Source organism: Phenylobacterium sp. Root1290 (assembly GCF_001425305.1).
GTDB lineage: Bacteria > Pseudomonadota > Alphaproteobacteria > Caulobacterales > Caulobacteraceae > Phenylobacterium.
Window position 1 is genome coordinate 1,574,266 of the sequence record NZ_LMEE01000001.1, and the last position, 17,540, is coordinate 1,591,805.

Below are 17,540 nucleotides of genomic sequence, written 5' to 3' on the forward strand. Positions count from 1 at the left end.
GCGGGAAAGTGGAAGCCGTTTCAGCGGCTTCCACTCCAGCTTCGTCAGTCGATGGTGACGACGACCTTGCCCATGGCCTTGCGGCTGCCGAGGTGGGCGATGGCGTCGGCGCCCCGCTCGAGCGGGAAGCGCTCGGAGACGTAGGGCGTGACCTTGCCCTGGGCGTAGAGCTCGAGCAGTTCGTCGATGCTCTTGGAGAACAGCTCGGGATTGCGCGCCGCCCAGGTGCCCCAGAACACGCCGACGATCTGGCAGCCTTTCAGCAGGGCCAGGTTCAGCGGGATCTTCGGGATGTCGCCGGCGGCGAAACCAACCACCAGATAGCGGCCTTCCCAGGCGATCGAACGCAGCGCCGGCTCGGCGTAGTCGCCGCCGATGGCGTCATAGATGACGTCGAAGCCGTGCTCGCCGCCGGCTTCCTTGAACAGCTGGCCCAGCGCCTTCTGGCCGTCACGGTCGAACGGGCCGCGGCCGTAGACCACCCCGGCGTCGGCGCCGTGCTTGATGGCCAGGTCGACCTTCTCCTGGCTGGAGCAGGCGGCGATGACGCGCGCGCCCATGGCCTTGCCAAGCTCGACGGCCGCCAGGCCGACGCCGCCGGCCGCGCCCAGCACCAGCAGGGTTTCGCCGGCCTTCAGGTCGGCGCGGTCCTTCAGCGAGTGCCAGGAGGTGCCGTAGGTCAGGATGAAGGCCGCGGCGATGTCGTGCGGCATGGAGTCGGGGATGTGCCACAGGCGGTTGGCCGGCAGCAGGACTTCCTCGGCCATGCCGCCCGAGCCGGTGTTGGCCAGGATGCGGTCGCCGACCTTGACGTTGGTGACGCCTTCGCCGACCGCCTTGACCACGCCCGACAGCTCGCCGCCCGGCGAGAACGGACGCGGCGGCTTGGACTGGTACTTGTCCTCGATCATCAGCACGTCGGGGAAGTTCACGCCGACCGCCTTGACCGAAATGACCGCGTGGCCAGGCTTGGCCTCGGGCGCGGGGATGTCCTCGACCACCAGGGTTTCGGGTCCGCCCGTCACCTTGCTGAGCACCGCTTTCATGTCCGTCTCCCGCGTCTGCAATTGATTGGCGCGGACGCTAGCGCAGGGGCCGAACCGGCGAAAGGGGCGGTTCGAACATTTGTTTGATTGCCCCGTCAGCCTGGGTCGTCAGCTCTCGCCGTTGTCCTGCGCGCCGCGGGAGGCCTGCCGCGCCTGGCGGGCCTTCTGCTCGTCCCAATAGGCGGCGCCTTCGTCGGGCTTGAACATGGTCCGCGGCGCCCCGTCCTTGGTTGCGACGGCGAAGACGTTGCCCTTGGGGTCGTAGAGCAGCACGTCGCCGTTGGCGCGGGTCAGGCGCTGGGTCCCGGCCGGCGGCTTCTCGACGAAGGCGTGGGCCTTGCGGACGAAATCGTCGAGGTCGCGGGCGCCGAACGCCTCGCCGTTGCGGTCGAAGGCCCGCTGGGCGTTCTCCTCGGCGGTGCCGCGGCGGCTGGCGGACCAGATCGGGCGTCCGTCCAGTTCGCGCACCGGCTCTTCGCGGCGGGCGCCCTGTTCGGAGCGGGACGGCGCAGTGGCGAATTGACGAGTTTCGGAGGCCTGCGGCGCCTCGTCCTTCTGGGCGACGGCGGAGGGCCGCTCGCAGGCGGCGGTCAGGATCAGGGCCAGGCCCAAGCTCAACGCAATCTTGTACCTAGCCACCGGTCTCTCCCTCTCACGGCCAAGTTGTGGAACAAATTAAGAACGGAAACCGGCGTTTGTCCAGCCGCTTCGTATGGCCTATGACCGGGCGACCATTGCGGAGGGGCACGAAGCCTTGTCGGACAAGCGGATTCTCCTGATCGTCGGCGGCGGCATCGCGGCCTACAAGGCGCTGGAACTGACCCGGCTGCTGCGCAAGGCCGGGGTCGGCGTGCGGCCGATCCTGACCAAGGCGGGCGAGCAGTTCGTCACGCCGCTGTCGCTCGCGGCGATCAGCGAGGACAAGGTCTATTCCGAGCTGTTCTCGCTGACCGACGAAGCCGAGATGGGCCATATCGAGCTCTCGCGCTCGGCCGATCTGGTGGTCGTCGCGCCGGCGACCGCCGACCTGATCGCCAAGGCCGCGCACGGCCACGCCAACGATCTGGCCTCAACGACCCTGCTGGCCACCGACAAGCGTGTGCTGATGGCGCCGGCCATGAACGTGCGCATGTGGGAGCATCCGGCGACGCGCCGCAACATTAGCGAACTGAAGGGAGATGGCGTGCTGTTCGTCGGTCCCGACGAGGGCGCGATGGCGTGCGGCGAATACGGCTTCGGGCGGCTGGCCGAGCCGCCGGCGATCTTCGCGGCCATCATGGCGGCGCTGGAAGGTCCGGCGGCGCGGCCGCTGGCCGGGAAGCGGGCGATCGTGACGGCGGGGCCGACCGCCGAGCCGATCGATCCCGTCCGCGTACTGACGAATAGGTCCAGCGGGAAGCAGGGCTTCGCCATCGCCAAAGCCTTGGCCGACCTGGGGGCGGAGGTGACCTTGGTCGCCGGACCTGTCGCCGTGCCGACCCCGGTCGGGGTCAAGCGCGTGGACATCGAGACCGCCCGCGAGATGCTGGCCGCCTGCGAAGCGGCGTTGCCGGCCGACATCGCCGTCTGCGTGGCGGCGGTCTCCGACTGGCGCCCGCAGAGCGCCGCCGGGACCAAGATGAAGAAGGGCGCGGACGGTCCGCCCGCCATCACCCTGGTGGAGAATCCGGACATCCTGGCGACGCTATCGAGTTCGGTAAATCGCCCGCGGCTGGTGGTCGGATTCGCGGCCGAGACCAACGACGTCGAAACCTACGCCAAGGCCAAGCTGGCCAAGAAGGGCTGCGACTGGATCGTCGCCAACGACGTCAGCGTGGCCGGCACCATGGGCGGCGACGACAACGCCGTCTCCATCGTCACCAAGGACGGCGTCGAGCGCTGGGACCGGACGGCCAAGTCCGAGGTCGCCCGCAAGCTGGCCGAACGGATGGCCCAGGCGCTGGTCTGACCGATCAGCTCCGGGCCTTCTCCAGGGCGCAGAGCAGCAGCACGCTGCGGCGAACCAGGTCGCAGGTCTTCATGTGCAGGGCGTCCAGCGCCTTGTCGTCGCCGAACGGCGGCGCGGCGGGAAGGTCGAACTGACTTAGGCCCATTCGGTTGAGGCTGGCGCGGGCGAGGTCCTGCAGCGCCGCTTGCCGGCGATGGGCGACGACGCGGATTTCCGCGGTCAGGGCCAAGGCCTCGCTGCGCTGGGCGCCGAGGTCCAGATGATCGAGGGCGTCGAGCCGCGCCTGCAGGCTGAGCGCCTGGTCGGTGGCGATCTCGCCGCCGCCGGTCTTGGCGCAACGTTCCAGGAAATACTCCAGGAAGGCCCAGGTCTCCGAGAACGTCCCGAGCGCGTGATAGTCCGGCGCGCGGCCCACCGGGCTGGCGTGCAGGGGCGCCCCGGCGAGGCGGGCGCCCTGCCGGAGGTCAACCGTGGTCATGGATCACCCGATGGTTGGCTACTTCTGGGCCGCGAGATAGGCGACGACGGCCGCGCGCTGCTCGGCGTTGGATACGCCGACCAGCATCTTGGTGCCCGGCACCGTCGCGGTGGGCTTGGCGAGGTACTGATCGAGATTGGCCGTGGTCCAGGTCTGGCCCCAGGCCTTCAGCGCGTTCGAATAGGCGTATCCCGGCACGGTCCCGGCCTTGCGTCCGATCATGCCCTTCAGCGGCGGACCAAGCTTCGCCGCGCCCGGCGCGATCGTGTGGCAGGTCCCGCATTGCTGCTTGAATACGGTCTCGCCCTGCACCGGCGCGGCGAAGGCGGCGGACGCTGCAGCCAGGCCGGCGACGAGCGTCAGGCCGGCGGCCAGGCGGGAGGCGGTGCGATGGGTCATCGGCGTGATCCTGGTCATCTGGCTGAGGTCCGGCGCTTTGGGCGCGAGCGGTCAACGGCCGGCTCGGCGGTCCGTTGCGTCGCTGCGTAGCTGGAGAACTTCTCCGGCTCGTCATAGGAAACCCTCAGGTGTGCAATCACGGCGTCCTCTGGCGAGACGCTGGAGCGGCCCAAAACCACATCCAGAAGTCCGCGATGCCGGTTCAGGCGCCACTTGATGGTCTCGCCGCGGTCCTGGGCGGCGTGTGCGAACAGGACCGTGCACAGGGAGTCGAGCGTGCGGGCGAGGTAGGGATTGCCCGACAGCGCCCAGATCGCGCGGTGAAACTCGAAGTCGGTGGTGGCCGCGCCCGGTTCGGCGCCGACCTCCCAGGCTTCCATCTGCTCGACCATGGCCGTCAGCTTCGCAGCCGACGCCTTGGTCATGTTGGCCTGGCAAAGGCGCAGGGCCTCGGCCTCCAGCACCACGCGGATGCTGTTGATGCGCTGCACGTCCTCGGCGGTCAGCCTGGTCACGAACATGCCGCGGCGGGCGTGGTTGGTGACCAGCCCGCTTTCTTGCAGCTGCATCAGCGCCTCGCGGATCGGGATGCGGCTGATATTGAACTCGCGGGCCAGCTGGCTCTCGTTCAGGCGCGAGCCCGGGGTGTAGCGCCCGGACAGGATGGCCTCGCGCAGCAGGCGCAGGATGTGCGACTTCAGGGTGGTCGGGGCGGCGCCGTGAGGGTCGCCCAAGGGGAAATCGCCGTCCATCATCCACGCTCGCAGCCCGGCGACTGAGCCGGCTTCTCGTATTCAGTATACGAAACGTGCTCACCTAGGGGAAGCATGCGGAAGCAGCCTGTGGTCATCGCCAACCACCCGCGTTATGTCGGCCCGTCCAAGGGGAGAAGGGACGTGAGACAGCCATGCTGATGCCGGCGCCCGACCAGGGACTGCTGGCCCGCCGCGCCGAGTTCGTGGCGGCGCTGCGCGCGATCGTTCCCGGCGAGGGCGTGATCGACGACGACGCCGGCCTGGCCGCCTATGAATGCGACGGCCTGACCGCCTATCGCCAACGGCCGATGATCGTGGTGCTGCCCGAAACCGTCGACCAGGTCAGCCGCATCCTCGCCTATTGCCACGGCGTCGGCCTCAAGGTCGTGCCGCGCGGGGCCGGGACGTCTTTGTCGGGCGGCTCGCTGCCGCTGGCCGACGGCATCATCCTGGGCATGGGCAAGTTCAACCGCATCCTCGACGTCGACTACGCCAACCGCTGCGCGGTGGTGCAGCCCGGCGTGACCAATCTGTCCGTGACCCACGCGGTGGCCGGCGAGGGGTTCTATTACGCGCCCGACCCCTCCAGCCAGATCGCCTGCTCGATCGGCGGCAATGTCGCCGAGAACGCCGGCGGCGTGCACTGCCTGAAGTACGGCATGACCACCAACAACCTGCTGGGCGTGGAGCTGGTGCTGATCGACGGCACGGTGATGCGGCTGGGCGGCAAGCACCTGGATCCGCAGGGGCTGGACCTGCTGGGCGTGGTCTGCGGGTCGGAAGGGCTGCTGGGCGTGGTGACCGAGGTGACGGTCCGCATCCTGCAGGCCCCCGAAACCCAGCGGGCCCTGCTGATGGGCTTTCAGGAGGTCGAGGCGGCCGGGGCCTGCGTGGCGGCGGTGATCGCCGCCGGCATCATCCCGGCCGGCATGGAGATGATGGACCGCCTGGCCATCGCGGCGGCCGAGGCGTTCGTGAAGGTCGGCTATCCGCTCGACGTCGAGGCGCTGCTCATCATCGAGCTGGACGGCCCGCCGGCCGAGGTCGACCACCTGATCGAGGTGGTGCGCGAGATCGGCGAGGGCTGCGGCGCCAGCTATCTGCGGATCTCGATGAACGAGGACGAGCGCAAGGGCTTCTGGGCGGGGCGCAAGGCGGCGTTCCCGGCGGTGGGACGGATCTCGCCCGACTACTACTGCATGGACGGCACCATCCCCCGCGCGACCCTGCCCAAGGTGCTGCGGCGGATGACCGAGCTGTCGGAAGCGTGCGGCCTGCGGATCGCCAACGTGTTCCACGCCGGCGACGGCAACCTGCACCCGCTGATCCTCTATGACGCCGACGTGCCCGGGGAGCTGCACAAGGCCGAGGAGCTGGGGGCGGCGATCCTGACCCTCTGCGTCGAGGTCGGGGGCGTGCTGACCGGCGAGCATGGCGTGGGCGTGGAGAAGCGCGACCTGATGGAGGTGCAGTTCGGGCCGGCGGATCTGGACCAACAACAACGCTTGAAGTGCGCCTTCGACGAGGACGGCCTGCTGAACCCCGGCAAGGTGTTCCCCAAGCTCTGCCGATGCGCGGAGCTGGGCCGCGTGCACATCCATGGCGGCAAGGTCCGCTTCCCTGAGCTGGATCGGTTCTGAGCGTGGCCTGGACACCCAAGGACGCGGCGGACGCAGCGGCGGCGGTCGGCGATGCGCTGGCCCAGGGACGGACCCTGGAACTGGTCGGGACCGGCACGCGGCGCGCATTCGGACGCCCGGTCGAGGCCGACGCCGTGCTGGACCTCTCGGCCCTGAACCGGGTGGTGACCTACCAGCCCGAGGAACTCATCCTGGCGGTGGAGCCTGGCGTTCCAATGGCCGACGTCGCCGTCATGCTGGCCGAGCGCGGCCAATGCCTGGCCTTCGAGCCGCCGGACTTCGGACCGTTGTGGGGGCTGCCGGCGGGCCTGGGCACGGTGGGCGGAGCGATGCTGACCGGGCGCGGCGGGCCAAGGCGGCTGACCGCGGGCGGCCCGCGCGACCACTGCCTGGGGCTGAAGGGCGTCAACGGCTTTGGCGAGGCGTTCGCGGCCGGCGGCCGGGTGGTCAAGAACGTCACCGGCTTCGATGTCTGCAAGCTGGCGACGGGAAGCTTCGGGACGCTCTGCGCTGTCACCGAGCTGACTGTGAAGGTGCTGCCGGCCCCGCCGCAGGCGCAGACGCTGGTCATTCGCGGCCTTGGCGACGAGGCGGCGATGGCGGTGATGGCCAAGGCCCTGGGCTGCCCGGCCCAGGTGTCGTCGGCCGCGCACCTGCCGGCCGACATCGCGGCGCGTTCGCACGTCGGCGAGCTCTCGGCCGCGGGCGGCGGCGTGACGCTGCTGCGGGTCGAGGGCGTGGGGCCGTCGGTGACCGCGCGGATCGCGCATCTGGCGCAGGTGCTCTCCAGCGAGACACGGCAGGCGGTCCTGGACCGCGAGGCCTCCCAATTGGCCTGGAAGGAGATCGCCGATGCGGCCTTCTTCGTCGGGCGGCAGGACCCTGTCTGGAAGCTGTCGGTGGCCCCGATGTCCGGCGCGGCGGCAGGCCGGCGGCTGGCCGACGAGCTGGGCGGGCGCTGCTTCTATGACTGGGGCGGCGGGGCGGTGTGGCTGGAGCTGCCGGCCGCGCCGGACGCCCATGCGGGCCGCGTGCGGCAGGTGCTGGCGCAGGTCGGCGATGGCCATGCGACCCTGATGCGCGCGCCCGGCGCCGTGCGGGCGCAGGTCGCGCCGTTCCAGCCGCTGGCGCCGGGCGTGGCCGCCCTGACCGAGCGGGTGCGGGCGCAGTTCGATCCGCAGCGCATCTTCAATCCCGGCCGGATGTACGCCTGATGCAGACCAGCTTCACCCCGGCGCAACTGGCCGACCCGGACACGGCGTCGTCCGAGAAGATCATCCGGACCTGCGTGCACTGCGGGTTCTGCACGGCGACCTGCCCGACCTACCTGCTGCTGGGCGACGAGCTCGATAGTCCGCGCGGGCGGATCTACCTGATGAAGGAGATGCTCGAGAAGGGCGGGCCGCCGTCGCCGCGGACGGTGAAGCACGTCGACCGCTGCCTCTCCTGCCTGTCCTGCATGACCACCTGCCCGTCGGGCGTGAACTACATGCACCTGGTCGATCATGCGCGGGCCTATATCGAGGAGCACCACGTTCGTCCGTGGCCGGAGCGTTTTCTGCGCGGGATGCTGGCGCGGGTGTTGCCGGACCGGACGCTGTTCCGCTGGGCGCTGAGGCTGGCCCAGGTCGGGCGGCCGTTCGCGGGGTGGCTGCCGGGCCGGCTGAAAGGCATGGCGGCGATGGCGCCGGTGAGGCTGCCGCCACCCGACCCGGCTGAAAAGCCGAATGTCTTCAAGGCTGTGGGCGAGCGGCGGGCGCGGGTGGCGCTGCTGGCCGGCTGCGCCCAGCCGGTGCTGGCGCCCGAGATCAACGGCGCGGCGATCCGGCTGCTGAACCGCCTGGGGGTCGAGGTGGTGACCTCGCCGGGCTCGGGCTGTTGCGGGGCGCTGCCGCACCACCTGGGCCAGGCCGACCGCTCGCACGTCCTGGCGCAGGCCAACATCGCCGCCTGGACCCGCGAAATCGAGGGCGCGGGGCTGGATGCGATCATCGTCACCGCCTCCGGATGCGGGACGAGCGTGAAGGATTACGGCTTCGTCTTCCGGGAATCCGCCGAATGGGCCGCGCGGGCGGCCAAGGTATCGGCGCTGGCCAAGGACATTACCGAGGTTCTTCAAGGGCTTGCGCCGTTGCCGACCGGGCCGGGCGCTGGACTGCGGGTGGCCTACCATTCGGCCTGCTCGCTGCAGCACGGCCAGCAAATCGGCAACGTTCCCAAGGCCTTGTTGCAAGCGGCAGGTTTTACGGTCGTCGAGCCGATGGAACCGCACATCTGCTGCGGATCGGCGGGGACCTACAACCTGCTGCAGCCGGAGCTGGCGGGACGGCTGCGCGATCGCAAGGTCGCCAATCTCGAGGCGACGAAGCCCGACGTCATCGCCGCCGGCAACATCGGCTGCCTGACCCAGATCGCCGGCGGCTCGGGCGTGCCGGTGGTGCACACGGTCGAGCTCCTCGACTGGGCGGCGGGCGGACCGGCGCCGGCGGCGCTGGCGGGCCGGGCGTGAGGCGGCTGATCGTCGTCCTGATGGTCGGCTTCATGGCCGGATCGGCGCGGGCCGAGCCGCTGCCGCCGGGGCCTGGCCGGGCCGAGACGGTGCGGGTCTGCACCGGTTGCCACGAGGCCGAGGTGCTGGTGGAGCGGAGCCAGAAGCAGGCGGCCTGGAGCGACGTCGTCCAGGCCATGGTCGAAAAGGGCGCCGAGGCCTCGACGACCGAACAGGCGGCGATCATCGCCTACCTCCAGAAAGCGTTACCGCCTCAGGGCTCCGGAGGGCGATAAACCGTCGTCTGCGCCGTTTACACGCGCCGTACTCAGTCCTAGATCCACGTCGTACAACCTTGGGGGGATGCGCGTGGGAGTACTGACGATCGCCTTGATGGCCGCCGCCCTGGCCCAGGACGCCGGCGCGGCGCAGGCGCCGGGCGCCGACCAGGCGGTCACCAGCTATGACGCCGGCTTCTTCGCCGCCTCGCGGCCCGGCGACGCCAAGGCCATGATCGACCGCATTCCCGGTTTCGCCTTCGACGGCGGCGGCAGCGTGCGCGGCCTGTCGGGCGCGGCGGGCAACGTCCTGATCGACGGACGCCGGCCCTCGTCCAAGAGCGACTCCCTGAGCGACGTGCTGGCCCGCATCCCGGCCGACCAGGTGGTCCGCATCGACGTCATCCGCGGCGGCGCGCCGGGGATCGACATGCAGCGCAAGCCGGTGGTGGCCAACGTGATCCGCGACCCGCGCGGCGGGATCAGCGGCGCGGTGAGCGTCTCCGACCAGCTGACCCTGGGCGCCGGCGGCCGCAACGAGGGCGAGGTCGCCGCCGACGTCGCCGCGCGGCTGGGCGCCCACGTCTTCGAGGCCGCGGCCAGCTATACCCGCGGCGACGCGCACGATCGCCGCCGGACCCACCGGCTGCGCACCGGCGGCGACGGGCGGCTGCTGATGGATTCCCAGATCGCCAGCGACAAGCCGGCTGACGCCATCGTCGGTGCGGCGGCCTACGAGACCGCGCTGCCGGTCGGCGACGTGCGGCTGAATATCCGCAGCTACCGCGAGACCAGCGACATCACCGAGCGCGACGTCTTCGCCTATCCGCAGGGCCTGGGCGTCCTGACCGAAGTCTATCGCGGGGCCGGCGGCGAGTTCGGCGGCCGCTATGTCGCGCCGCTTGGCGGGGGCGTCGAGCTGGAGACCCTGGCCCTGCGCTCGTGGCGCACCAACGAGACGCGGGCGACCTCGGTCAACGGGGCCAAGACCGTCGGCTACCGCCGCTTCGACGAGTCGGGGGAGACGGTCGGGCGCGCGGTGCTGCGCTTCCACGGCTGGGACGCCCTGTCGCTGGAGACCGGGCTGGAGGCGGCTTTCAACTGGCTGGAGGGCGACAGCGCCCTGATGGTCGGCGGCGTGCTGGCCCCGGCGCCCGGATCGCAGGCGCGGGTCGAGGAGCGCCGCGGCGAGGGCTTCGCGACCGGGGTCTGGCAACCCTCGCCGGTGCTGGCCATCGAGGCCGGGCTGCGGGTGGAGGCCTCGATCCTCGATCCCGGCCGGGGCGAGGAGCAGAGCCTGGACTTCGCCAAGCCCTCGGCCGCCCTGACCTGGACGCCCAGCCCGCAGAGACTGCTCCGCGTACGGATCGAGCGCGAGGTCGGGCAGCTGAACTTCAACGACTTCGTGGCCTCGGTGAACATGTACACCGGCGTGGTGACGGCCGGCGCCGGGCTGCTGGCCCCGACCCAGACCCTGCGCGCCGAGGTCGCCTTCGAGCAGCAGTTCGCCGGGCGCGGGGCGCTGGCGGCGATCCTGCGCCAGGAGCAGATCGAGGACGTCATCGGCCTGGCGCCGGTGGCCGGGCCGAACGGGCTGTTCGATGCGCGCAGCAATGTCGGCCCTGGCCTGCGCCAGGTGCTGGAGCTGAACTCCACCGTGCCGCTGGACGCCGGCGGCATTTCCGGCGGCCTGCTGAAGGCGGGGCTCAAGGCCGTGCGCTCGGAGGTCACCGATGCGGCGACGGGCGAGCGGCGCAGCTATTCGGGCCAGTCGGCGCTGGAGTGGAACGCCGCCTTCACCCAGGACCTGCCGGCGTGGAACGCCACCTGGGGGGTCAACCTGTCGGGGGCGACGGACAAGACCGCCTACCGGTTCGACGGGACCGAGGCCAGCGGCGCCGAGCCCTTGGCCTCCGCCTTCGTCGACTATTCGCCGCGCTCGGACGTGACACTGCGGCTGGAGGTCAACAACCTGACGGCCCGCGGCGCCTGGAGCGAGCGCGACGTGCACGCCGGGCTGCGGCACGTCGCCGACCTCGTCTATGCCGAGCGGCGCGACGAGGAGAGCTATCGCAACGTGCGCGTCAGCCTGCGCAAGGCCTTCAACTAGGCTCGCTAGACGCCCGTCGAGCCGTGGCCGCCGGCGCCGCGGACGGTGTCGTCCAGTTCGTCGGCCTCGACCAGGACCCACTGCGGCGCCGCGGCGATGATCCCCTGGGCGATCCGGTCGCCGCGGCGGACGTGGAAGGCCTCGGCGCCCAGATTGATCAGGCAGACCAGGATCTGGCCGCGATAGTCGCAGTCGACGGTGCCGGGGGTGTTGACGATGGAGACGCCGTTCTTGGCGGCCAGGCCCGAGCGCGGGCGGATCTGCATCTCGTAGCCGATCGGCAGGGCGACGGCGAAGCCGGTCGGGATCAGCGCGCGGGCGTTCGGCTCGATGGTGATCGTCTCGCCGTCGGGCGTCGCGGCGCGGAAGTCGAAGCCGGCGGCGCCGGCGGTGGCGTAGGCGGGCAGGGGCAGGTCGTGGTTGCCCTCCCAGCGCTTGAAGGTCGCCGTCAGGGGCGCGCGCGGTTCAGTCATGGCTCTCGCCCTCCGATGATCGGTCAGGGCGGAATGCCAGAGGCCGGCCCCCGCCTCAAGGGCGAGGGCTGGACGCCGAGGTCAGTTCGTCGCCGGCAGGTTCTTCGCCAGGAAGGATTCCAGGGCCTGCAGCATCTGGGTGCGGGTCGCCGAGCGGGTCATGTCGTGGTTCTCGCCCGGCAGGACGACGTACTCGTAGGGCCGGCCCGCCGCCTTGAGGGCGTTGGCCATCACCTGCGATTGCTGGGGAGGGACGACGGTGTCCTGGTCGCCGTGGACCAGCAGCACCGGGGCGGTGGTCTTGCTCACCAGCAGGGCCGGCGACGTGGCGTTGAGCTTGCCCTTGTCGGCGGCGCCGAGCATGGTGCGCAGTTCGCCGACCTTGGCCGAGTCATCGCCCGAGGTGCGCCACTGCTGTTCGAGCATCAGGCCGAGGTCGGAGATCCCCGCGACCGAGGCGGCGCACTTGTAGGCGTCGGGATGCATGGTGGCGCCGGCCAGGGCGGCGTAGCCCCCGAAGCTGGCCCCGACGATGCACACCTTGCCGGCGTCGGCCTTGTCGGCGACGGCGGCGATCCCGTCGAGCAGATCGGTCTGCATCTTGCCGCCCCATTCGCCCCAGCCGGCCTTTTCAAAGGCGTCGCCGAAGCCCCAGGAGCCGCGGAACTGCGGCTGCAGCACCGCGTAGCCGCGAGTGGCGAGGAACTGGGCGACGTAGTCGAACACGTAGTCGTCGCGCATTGTGGGCCCGCCGTGCGGGAGCACGACCAGCGGCGGCTTGACGCCGGCGGCGAGGCCCGGCGGGAGGGTCAGGTAGGCGGGAATCTCCAGCCCGTCGCGGGCTTTGTACGTGATCCAGCTGGTCTGGCCGAGGGCGGCGTCTTTGAGTTCGGGATACTCGTCTCCCAGGGGGGAGAGCTCCTTGCGGCTCTTGTCGAACAGGTACCAAGCTGGCGGCGAGGACGGGGCCGTCGTCCAGATTACGAAGCGGGTGCGGTCCTCCGACCACTCGGCGAACCACACGTCTCGGTCTTTGAAGACCTTCGTCAAGGACGCATGGACGGCGCCGAGTTCCGAATCCAACCAGTGCAGGGTCCGCCGCTCGCCGCCGGTGGACATGGCCATGGGGGTGAGACGACGATAGTCCCAAAAGAGGTCGGGCGAGGCGCCGGCCAGCGGCTCGCCGACCGGCACGTCGGGCCCCCCGGCCAGCGGCTTGCGTAGAATCCGGTCGCCGTCGGCGATGTAGATGGCGTCTTCTGGCGAGGAGTAGCCGAGGTACTGACGGCGGCTGTCATAGTCGCTGCCATCCCACAGCAACGACCACTTGCGCGGGCCGGCGCCCCGACTGAAGACCGAGAAACGGTGCGTCAACTCGTCGATGTCCAAGCGCACCCGCGGCTCGCCGGCGGCGTTGAGCGCCCAACTAACTGTGTCGCTGTCGCCCAGTTCGATGCGCACCGCCTTGCCGGTGGCGGGGTCCGCCTTCATCAAGGCGGCGGCCCAGCCCTTGGTCCCCTTGCGCTGGATGCGGGTGTCCATGCCGCCGCTGGCCTCGAGGGGCGCAAGGCCCAAGAGAAAGACGCTGGCGGGCGGGCCGGCAAGCGTGCTGAACACCGGTTGCCGGACCAGATACTGCGAGAAATCGTCGTTCTCCAGCATCCGGGCTGCGACCCTGGCCTCGGTGGTGATCGCGAGGTTCCGCTCGTAGCGGTAGGACAGGCGCGGCCCGTCCTTTTTCCAGTAGCCCATCCGCGCCAGGACATGGTCATTGCCGGCCCAGCGGAGGCTGATCGCTTCGGCTTCGCCGAGCAGCAACACCGGCATGTTCGGATCGTCGATGGTGGCGATGGAGACGTAGCGCTTGTCGGACGTACCTCCGAGAATCGCCACGCGGCGGCCGTCCGGTGACATCGCTACGTCGGCGATGGCTGGCACGCGACCGAAGGCTGACGCGGGCGGGGGCGCAGACTGCGCCGATGTAACAAAACCAAGGACGCTCGCCGTCGCGGCGGCCGCCAGAACTCTACGCAGCAAAACACTTCCCCCCGGAATGCCCGCGACAAGGGTACACGCCGCCCAGCTGCATGCAAGGGTTGCGGAGCGTCAGGCGCCAGGCGGGGCCACGTAGCCGCCGAGCGCCTCGTCGATGGCCTGGGCGATGGAGAGGGTGCGGGAGTCGGCGCCGTGCGGGCCGATGATCTGAGCGCCGACCGGCAGGCCGCTGGCGGCCAGGCCGGCGGGGATGGTGGTGACCGGCAGGTGGCAGGCCGTGGCCAGGCCGATCCAGTTCAGCATGCCCGGATAAGGCGTCGAGGCGCCGTCCGACATCTTCAGCTTGCGGCTGGCGAAGGGCCTGTGGTCGTGCGGGAACGCGACCGTCGGCGCGACCGGCGCGAGGATGGCGTCGACGGCCCCGAAGGCGCTCGACATGGTGCTGCGCAGCCGGGCGCGGACCTCGTCGGCGGCGATCCACTCGGCGTGGCTGGCGGTGTAGGCTCGGGTCAGGCCGGCCCAGGACTCGCGCTTGGCGCCCAGGGCCAGGGCGACGGCGGCCGGGCCGCGCATGCGGCGCATGGCGGCGAGCGCCCGCGGGGAAATGTCGGTGGCGACCAGGGAGCCGAGCAGCACCTGATAGGCGTCCATCAGCTGGTCGAGCGGGACTGGCGCGGAGATCGGCCGCACCTCCACGCCCGCGGCGCGCAGCCGGCCGGCGAGATCCTCGAGCACGGCGCGGACCTCCGGATCGAGGGGGAAGCCCTCGAGCCAGAGACCGAGCTTCAGGGTCTTCAGGTCGGCCAGTTCAGCCTTGGCGGGAACCCCCTCGGCCAGGATCGAGAGCAGCAGCCGCAGGTCGCGAGCCGAGCGGGCCATCGGGCCGACGACGTTGAGGTCGCGCTCGGCGTGCGTGCCGGGCGCGGGCGGGATGTGGCCGACCTGCGAGACCAGGCCCCAGGTCGGCTTGTGCGAGAAGACGCCGCAGAAGCTGGCCGGAACCCGCAGTGAGCCGCCGATGTCGGAGCCGATCTCCAGGGCGGTGACGCCCACGGCCAGCGCGGCGGCCGCGCCGCCCGACGAGCCGCCCGGGGTGCGGGCGGGGTCCCAGGGGTTGTTGCTGGCCCCGTAGAGGTGATTGAACGACTGCCAGTCGGCGGCCATCTCCGGGACGTTGGTCTTGCCCCAGATCACCGCACCCGCCTGGCGGGCGGCGGCGACCACGGCGGCGTCGTCCGGCTTGCGGCGGCGCAGGGCCTCGAACCCCGACGAGGCGGCCATGCCGACCACGTCGAAGGTGTCCTTGACGGTCATCGGCAGGCCGGTCAGCGGCCCGCCGGCGCCCTTGGCCCGCAGGTCGTCGGCCGCCTTGGCGAAGTCGATGGCGCGCTCCAGGTCGGCGGCGACCACGGCGTTGAGGCGCGCGTGGGTCTGTTCGTGCCGGGCGAGAGAGAGCTTCAGCAACTCGACGGCGGAGACCTCCTTGGCCCTCAGCGCCGACAGTTGACCGGTGGCGTCGCGGGCGAGGAGGTCGGCCATCATTTCAGCCCCAGCACGTCCTGCATGTCGTAGAGGCCGGGCGGCTGGCCGGCGACCCAGCGGGCCGCCTCGACGGCGCCGCGGGCGAACAGGCCGCGGTCGCGGGCCGAGTGGCTGAGGGTGAGGATCTCGTCCTCGGCCGCGAAGATCACCGAGTGCTCGCCGATGATGCCGCCGCCGCGGATGACCGAGAAGCCGATCTCGCCGGTGGGACGGGCGCCGGTGATGCCGTCGCGCACGCGCTGGGCGACGTCGGCCAGCACGACCTGGCGGCCGCGGGCGGCGGACTCGCCCAGCATCAGGGCGGTGCCCGAGGGGGCGTCGACCTTGCGCTTGTGATGGCTCTCGGTGACCTCGATGTCGTAGCTGTCGGCGGCCAGGGCGCGGGCGGCCTGGGCGACGAGGCCCATCAGCATGTTGACGCCCAGCGAGTAGTTGCCGGCGAAGACGATCGGGACGGACTTCGCCGCCGCCGCGATGGCGTCGATTTCTTCAGGCGAGGCGCCGGTGGAGCCGATCACCAGGGCCGGGGCGCCGCGGGCGGCGGCGGCCTGCGCCAGGGCGACCGAGGCGGCCGGGGTGGTGAAGTCGATCACGACCTGGGCGGCGGCCAGCGCCTGATCGAGCGGCACGAGGCCCTCGCCCTCGGCCCCCGGGCGGTCGAAGCGGGCGGCGAGGCGGACGTCCTGGCGGCCGGAGACCACGGCGCTCACGGCCTGGCCCATGCGGCCGAGCGCGCCGGCCACGGCGATGTCGATGGGGGCGGTCACGGGGAACTCTCCAGGACGCTGAACTTGAGCGGTAGTCTCGCGTCCTGGGGTGCGCGGTCAAGGGCGGGCCGCCGGTCCAGGTCCGGGAACCGCCAGCACGTCCGACGTTCGGGCGGCCATGCGACCGGCGGGGACGGCCCGGCGACGAAGGCCGCCGTCGCCGGGTTTCAACTTCGCCGCATTGTAGTCAAGCTGTGCGGGAACATCGGTCGCCAGACCTCGGAGCCGCCCAGATGAAGACCCTATTCGCCAGCGCCCTGGCGCTTTCGCTCGCCTTCGCAGCGCCCGGACACGCCCAGCAGGCGATCGAACCGCGCGCCAGCGTCGGACAGCTCGCCGACGCCATCGCGGCCCGCTACTTCGACGAGGCCAAGGGCGCGAAGATCGCCGCCGAGCTGCGCGCCGAGGCCAAGAAGGGGACCTATGACAAGCTGACAGACCCGCGCGACTTCTCCGCCGCCCTGACCGAGCGGCTGCAGCCGCAGGACGGGCACTTTGCGGTCAACTGGTCGCCGCCGGCGCCGGCGCCGGCGGCCGCAGCGCCGGTGCGGCGCGGGCCGCCGTCGTTCCTGTCGCGGCGCGGCGGCTATGGCTTCGTGGCGGTGAAGGTGCTGCCGGGCAACATCGGCTACATCGACACCCGCGGCTTCGCCGACTTCCAGCCCGACGGCGACCCGTCGGCGCGCGAGGCGGCGGATGCGGCCCTGGCCTTCGTGGCCGACACCGATGCGGTGATCTTCGACATGCGCGACAACGCCGGCGGCTCGCCGGCCATGGTCGGCTATCTGATCGGGCACTTCGTCCCGGCCGACGCCAAGATCTACAACACCTTCAAGCTGCGCGGCGAGCCGGACGAGGTCGAGGCGCCGACCGTGCCGATCAAGGGCGAGCGCCGCCTGGACGCCCCGCTCTACGTGCTGACCAGCGCGCGCAGCGCCTCGGCGGCCGAGAGCTTCGCCTACACCCTGCAGGCGGCGAAGCGGGCGACCATCGTCGGCGAGACCACGGCCGGCGGGGCCAATCCGGGCGGCGGGGTTCCGCTGGCCGGCGGGCTCTCGGTGTTCATCTCGGACGGCACGCCGATCAATCCGATCACCGGCAAGAACTGGGAAGGCGTGGGCGTGACGCCAGACGTGGCGGTTCCGGTCGCCGAGGCCCTGACCCGCGCCCAGCAGCTGGCGTTCACGAAACTGGCCTCCGCGCCGCTGGGCGAGCCGGCCCTGACCGAGAACCGCTGGACGCTGGAGGCGCTGTCCTCGGCCCCGGCGATCGGGGCGCAGGCCCTGGCCCGCTACGAGGGCGGCTATGGCCCCTATCAGGTCAAGGTGGTTGATGGGCGGCTGCAGCTGACGATCGGCCGGCGGCTGCCGAGCGTGCTGTCGCCGCTGGACGACAAGGGCCTGTTCTTCGTCGAAGGCGCCCCCGCGCGGCGGGTCCGTTTCGACGATGGGGCGCTGGTCTTGCTTACTGCGGACGGGTCGGAGACGCGGCAAGCGCGCCACGGCGCCGCAACGGGAGCAAGCTAGGACAGCGTTCGGCGGTTGTCAGGGCGCGCTGCGGCTCTATAGGTTGGCGCCCTTTCAGACCAAGCGGGCCCTTAGGGGCCAAGAGGAAACGCCGC

At 71.1% G+C, this 17,540-nt stretch carries 16 protein-coding genes; 7 read left to right on the forward strand and 9 right to left on the reverse strand.

Going from position 1 to position 17,540, the window contains the following annotated elements; genetic code table 11:
- Positions 1-44: 44 nt before the first annotated feature.
- Positions 45-1,046 (reverse strand): NADPH:quinone oxidoreductase family protein, encoded by a 1,002-nt coding sequence (locus ASC79_RS07665; RefSeq protein WP_056023874.1) that lies wholly within the window; start codon positions 1,044-1,046, stop codon positions 45-47.
- 108 nt (positions 1,047-1,154) lie between these two features.
- The gene (locus ASC79_RS07670) at positions 1,155-1,685 is read right to left on the reverse strand and encodes a hypothetical protein (RefSeq protein ID WP_056023871.1); all 531 of its coding nucleotides are present in this window, start codon (positions 1,683-1,685) and stop codon (positions 1,155-1,157) included.
- Between the two features lie 115 nt (positions 1,686-1,800).
- Between ASC79_RS07670 and coaBC the strand changes: the two genes are divergently transcribed.
- A complete protein-coding gene (gene coaBC / locus ASC79_RS07675) occupies positions 1,801-2,994 on the forward strand; it encodes a bifunctional phosphopantothenoylcysteine decarboxylase/phosphopantothenate--cysteine ligase CoaBC (protein WP_162244273.1) in 1,194 nt (397 codons plus the stop codon).
- 4 nt (positions 2,995-2,998) lie between these two features.
- Here the strand turns inward: coaBC and ASC79_RS07680 are convergent, their stop codons facing one another.
- Genes ASC79_RS07680 through ASC79_RS07690 form a run of 3 tightly spaced genes read right to left on the reverse strand, consistent with a single transcriptional unit; the run spans position 2,999 to position 4,623 of the window.
- Complete coding sequence (locus ASC79_RS07680; RefSeq protein ID WP_056023866.1) at positions 2,999-3,472, reverse strand: hypothetical protein; 474 nt, start codon at positions 3,470-3,472, stop codon at positions 2,999-3,001.
- A gap of 18 nt (positions 3,473-3,490) precedes the next feature.
- Complete coding sequence (locus ASC79_RS07685; protein WP_056025054.1) at positions 3,491-3,871, reverse strand: cytochrome c family protein; 381 nt, start codon at positions 3,869-3,871, stop codon at positions 3,491-3,493.
- Positions 3,872-3,885: 14 nt separating this feature from the next.
- Entirely contained in the window at positions 3,886-4,623 is a 738-nt protein-coding gene (locus ASC79_RS07690; protein WP_162244262.1) for a GntR family transcriptional regulator, read from the reverse strand.
- 155 nt (positions 4,624-4,778) lie between these two features.
- Between ASC79_RS07690 and ASC79_RS07695 the strand changes: the two genes are divergently transcribed.
- The 5 genes from ASC79_RS07695 (at position 4,779) to ASC79_RS07715 (ending at position 11,142) form a co-directional block, all read left to right on the forward strand.
- Complete coding sequence (locus ASC79_RS07695) at positions 4,779-6,266, forward strand: FAD-linked oxidase C-terminal domain-containing protein (RefSeq protein ID WP_056023858.1); 1,488 nt, start codon at positions 4,779-4,781, stop codon at positions 6,264-6,266.
- A 2-nt stretch (positions 6,267-6,268) separates the two neighbouring features.
- A complete protein-coding gene (locus tag ASC79_RS07700; protein WP_056023855.1) occupies positions 6,269-7,480 on the forward strand; it encodes an FAD-binding protein in 1,212 nt (403 codons plus the stop codon).
- The gene (gene glcF / locus ASC79_RS07705; RefSeq protein WP_056023852.1) at positions 7,480-8,775 is read left to right on the forward strand and encodes a glycolate oxidase subunit GlcF; all 1,296 of its coding nucleotides are present in this window, start codon (positions 7,480-7,482) and stop codon (positions 8,773-8,775) included. The genes ASC79_RS07700 and glcF overlap by 1 nt, the downstream gene beginning before the upstream one ends.
- Positions 8,772-9,050, forward strand: a complete 279-nt coding sequence (locus ASC79_RS07710; RefSeq protein WP_056023849.1) for a hypothetical protein — start codon at positions 8,772-8,774, stop codon at positions 9,048-9,050. Before glcF ends, ASC79_RS07710 begins: the two co-directional genes overlap by 4 nt.
- A 73-nt stretch (positions 9,051-9,123) precedes the next feature.
- Positions 9,124-11,142 carry a TonB-dependent siderophore receptor gene (locus tag ASC79_RS07715; protein WP_162244263.1) on the forward strand — a complete coding sequence of 673 codons (2,019 nt, stop codon included), beginning with the start codon at positions 9,124-9,126 and terminating at the stop codon, positions 11,140-11,142.
- A gap of 5 nt (positions 11,143-11,147) precedes the next feature.
- Here the strand turns inward: ASC79_RS07715 and dut are convergent, their stop codons facing one another.
- The 4 genes from dut to dapB all read right to left on the reverse strand — a co-directional run bounded on the left by dut (position 11,148) and on the right by dapB (position 15,919).
- The gene (dut, locus tag ASC79_RS07720) at positions 11,148-11,615 is read right to left on the reverse strand and encodes a dUTP diphosphatase (protein WP_056023843.1); all 468 of its coding nucleotides are present in this window, start codon (positions 11,613-11,615) and stop codon (positions 11,148-11,150) included.
- A gap of 81 nt (positions 11,616-11,696) precedes the next feature.
- Positions 11,697-13,508, reverse strand: coding sequence for a S9 family peptidase (locus ASC79_RS07725; protein ID WP_162244264.1), 1,812 nt, complete (start codon positions 13,506-13,508; stop codon positions 11,697-11,699).
- 213 nt (positions 13,509-13,721) lie between these two features.
- Positions 13,722-15,149 carry an amidase family protein gene (locus ASC79_RS07730; protein WP_056023837.1) on the reverse strand — a complete coding sequence of 476 codons (1,428 nt, stop codon included), beginning with the start codon at positions 15,147-15,149 and terminating at the stop codon, positions 13,722-13,724.
- Positions 15,149-15,919, reverse strand: coding sequence for a 4-hydroxy-tetrahydrodipicolinate reductase (gene dapB, locus ASC79_RS07735; RefSeq protein WP_056023832.1), 771 nt, complete (start codon positions 15,917-15,919; stop codon positions 15,149-15,151). Before dapB ends, ASC79_RS07730 begins: the two co-directional genes overlap by 1 nt.
- A 233-nt stretch (positions 15,920-16,152) precedes the next feature.
- On the opposite strand from dapB, the gene ASC79_RS07740 reads away from it, so the two are divergent.
- Positions 16,153-17,445, forward strand: coding sequence for a S41 family peptidase (locus tag ASC79_RS07740; protein WP_056023828.1), 1,293 nt, complete (start codon positions 16,153-16,155; stop codon positions 17,443-17,445).
- The last annotated feature ends 95 nt before the right edge of the window (positions 17,446-17,540 follow it).

Coding starts and splice junctions, on each gene's coding strand:
- ASC79_RS07730 (WP_056023837.1), bottom strand. CDS start 15,149: ATGGCCGACCTCCTCGCCCGCGACGCCACCGGTCAACTGTCGGCGCTG.
- ASC79_RS07740 (WP_056023828.1), top strand. CDS start 16,153: ATGAAGACCCTATTCGCCAGCGCCCTGGCGCTTTCGCTCGCCTTCGCA.
- ASC79_RS07685 (WP_056025054.1), bottom strand. CDS start 3,871: ATGACCCATCGCACCGCCTCCCGCCTGGCCGCCGGCCTGACGCTCGTC.
- ASC79_RS07665 (WP_056023874.1), bottom strand. CDS start 1,046: ATGAAAGCGGTGCTCAGCAAGGTGACGGGCGGACCCGAAACCCTGGTG.
- ASC79_RS07690 (WP_162244262.1), bottom strand. CDS start 4,623: ATGGACGGCGATTTCCCCTTGGGCGACCCTCACGGCGCCGCCCCGACC.
- ASC79_RS07695 (WP_056023858.1), top strand. CDS start 4,779: ATGCTGATGCCGGCGCCCGACCAGGGACTGCTGGCCCGCCGCGCCGAG.
- glcF (WP_056023852.1), top strand. CDS start 7,480: ATGCAGACCAGCTTCACCCCGGCGCAACTGGCCGACCCGGACACGGCG.
- dut (WP_056023843.1), bottom strand. CDS start 11,615: ATGACTGAACCGCGCGCGCCCCTGACGGCGACCTTCAAGCGCTGGGAG.
- ASC79_RS07680 (WP_056023866.1), bottom strand. CDS start 3,472: ATGACCACGGTTGACCTCCGGCAGGGCGCCCGCCTCGCCGGGGCGCCC.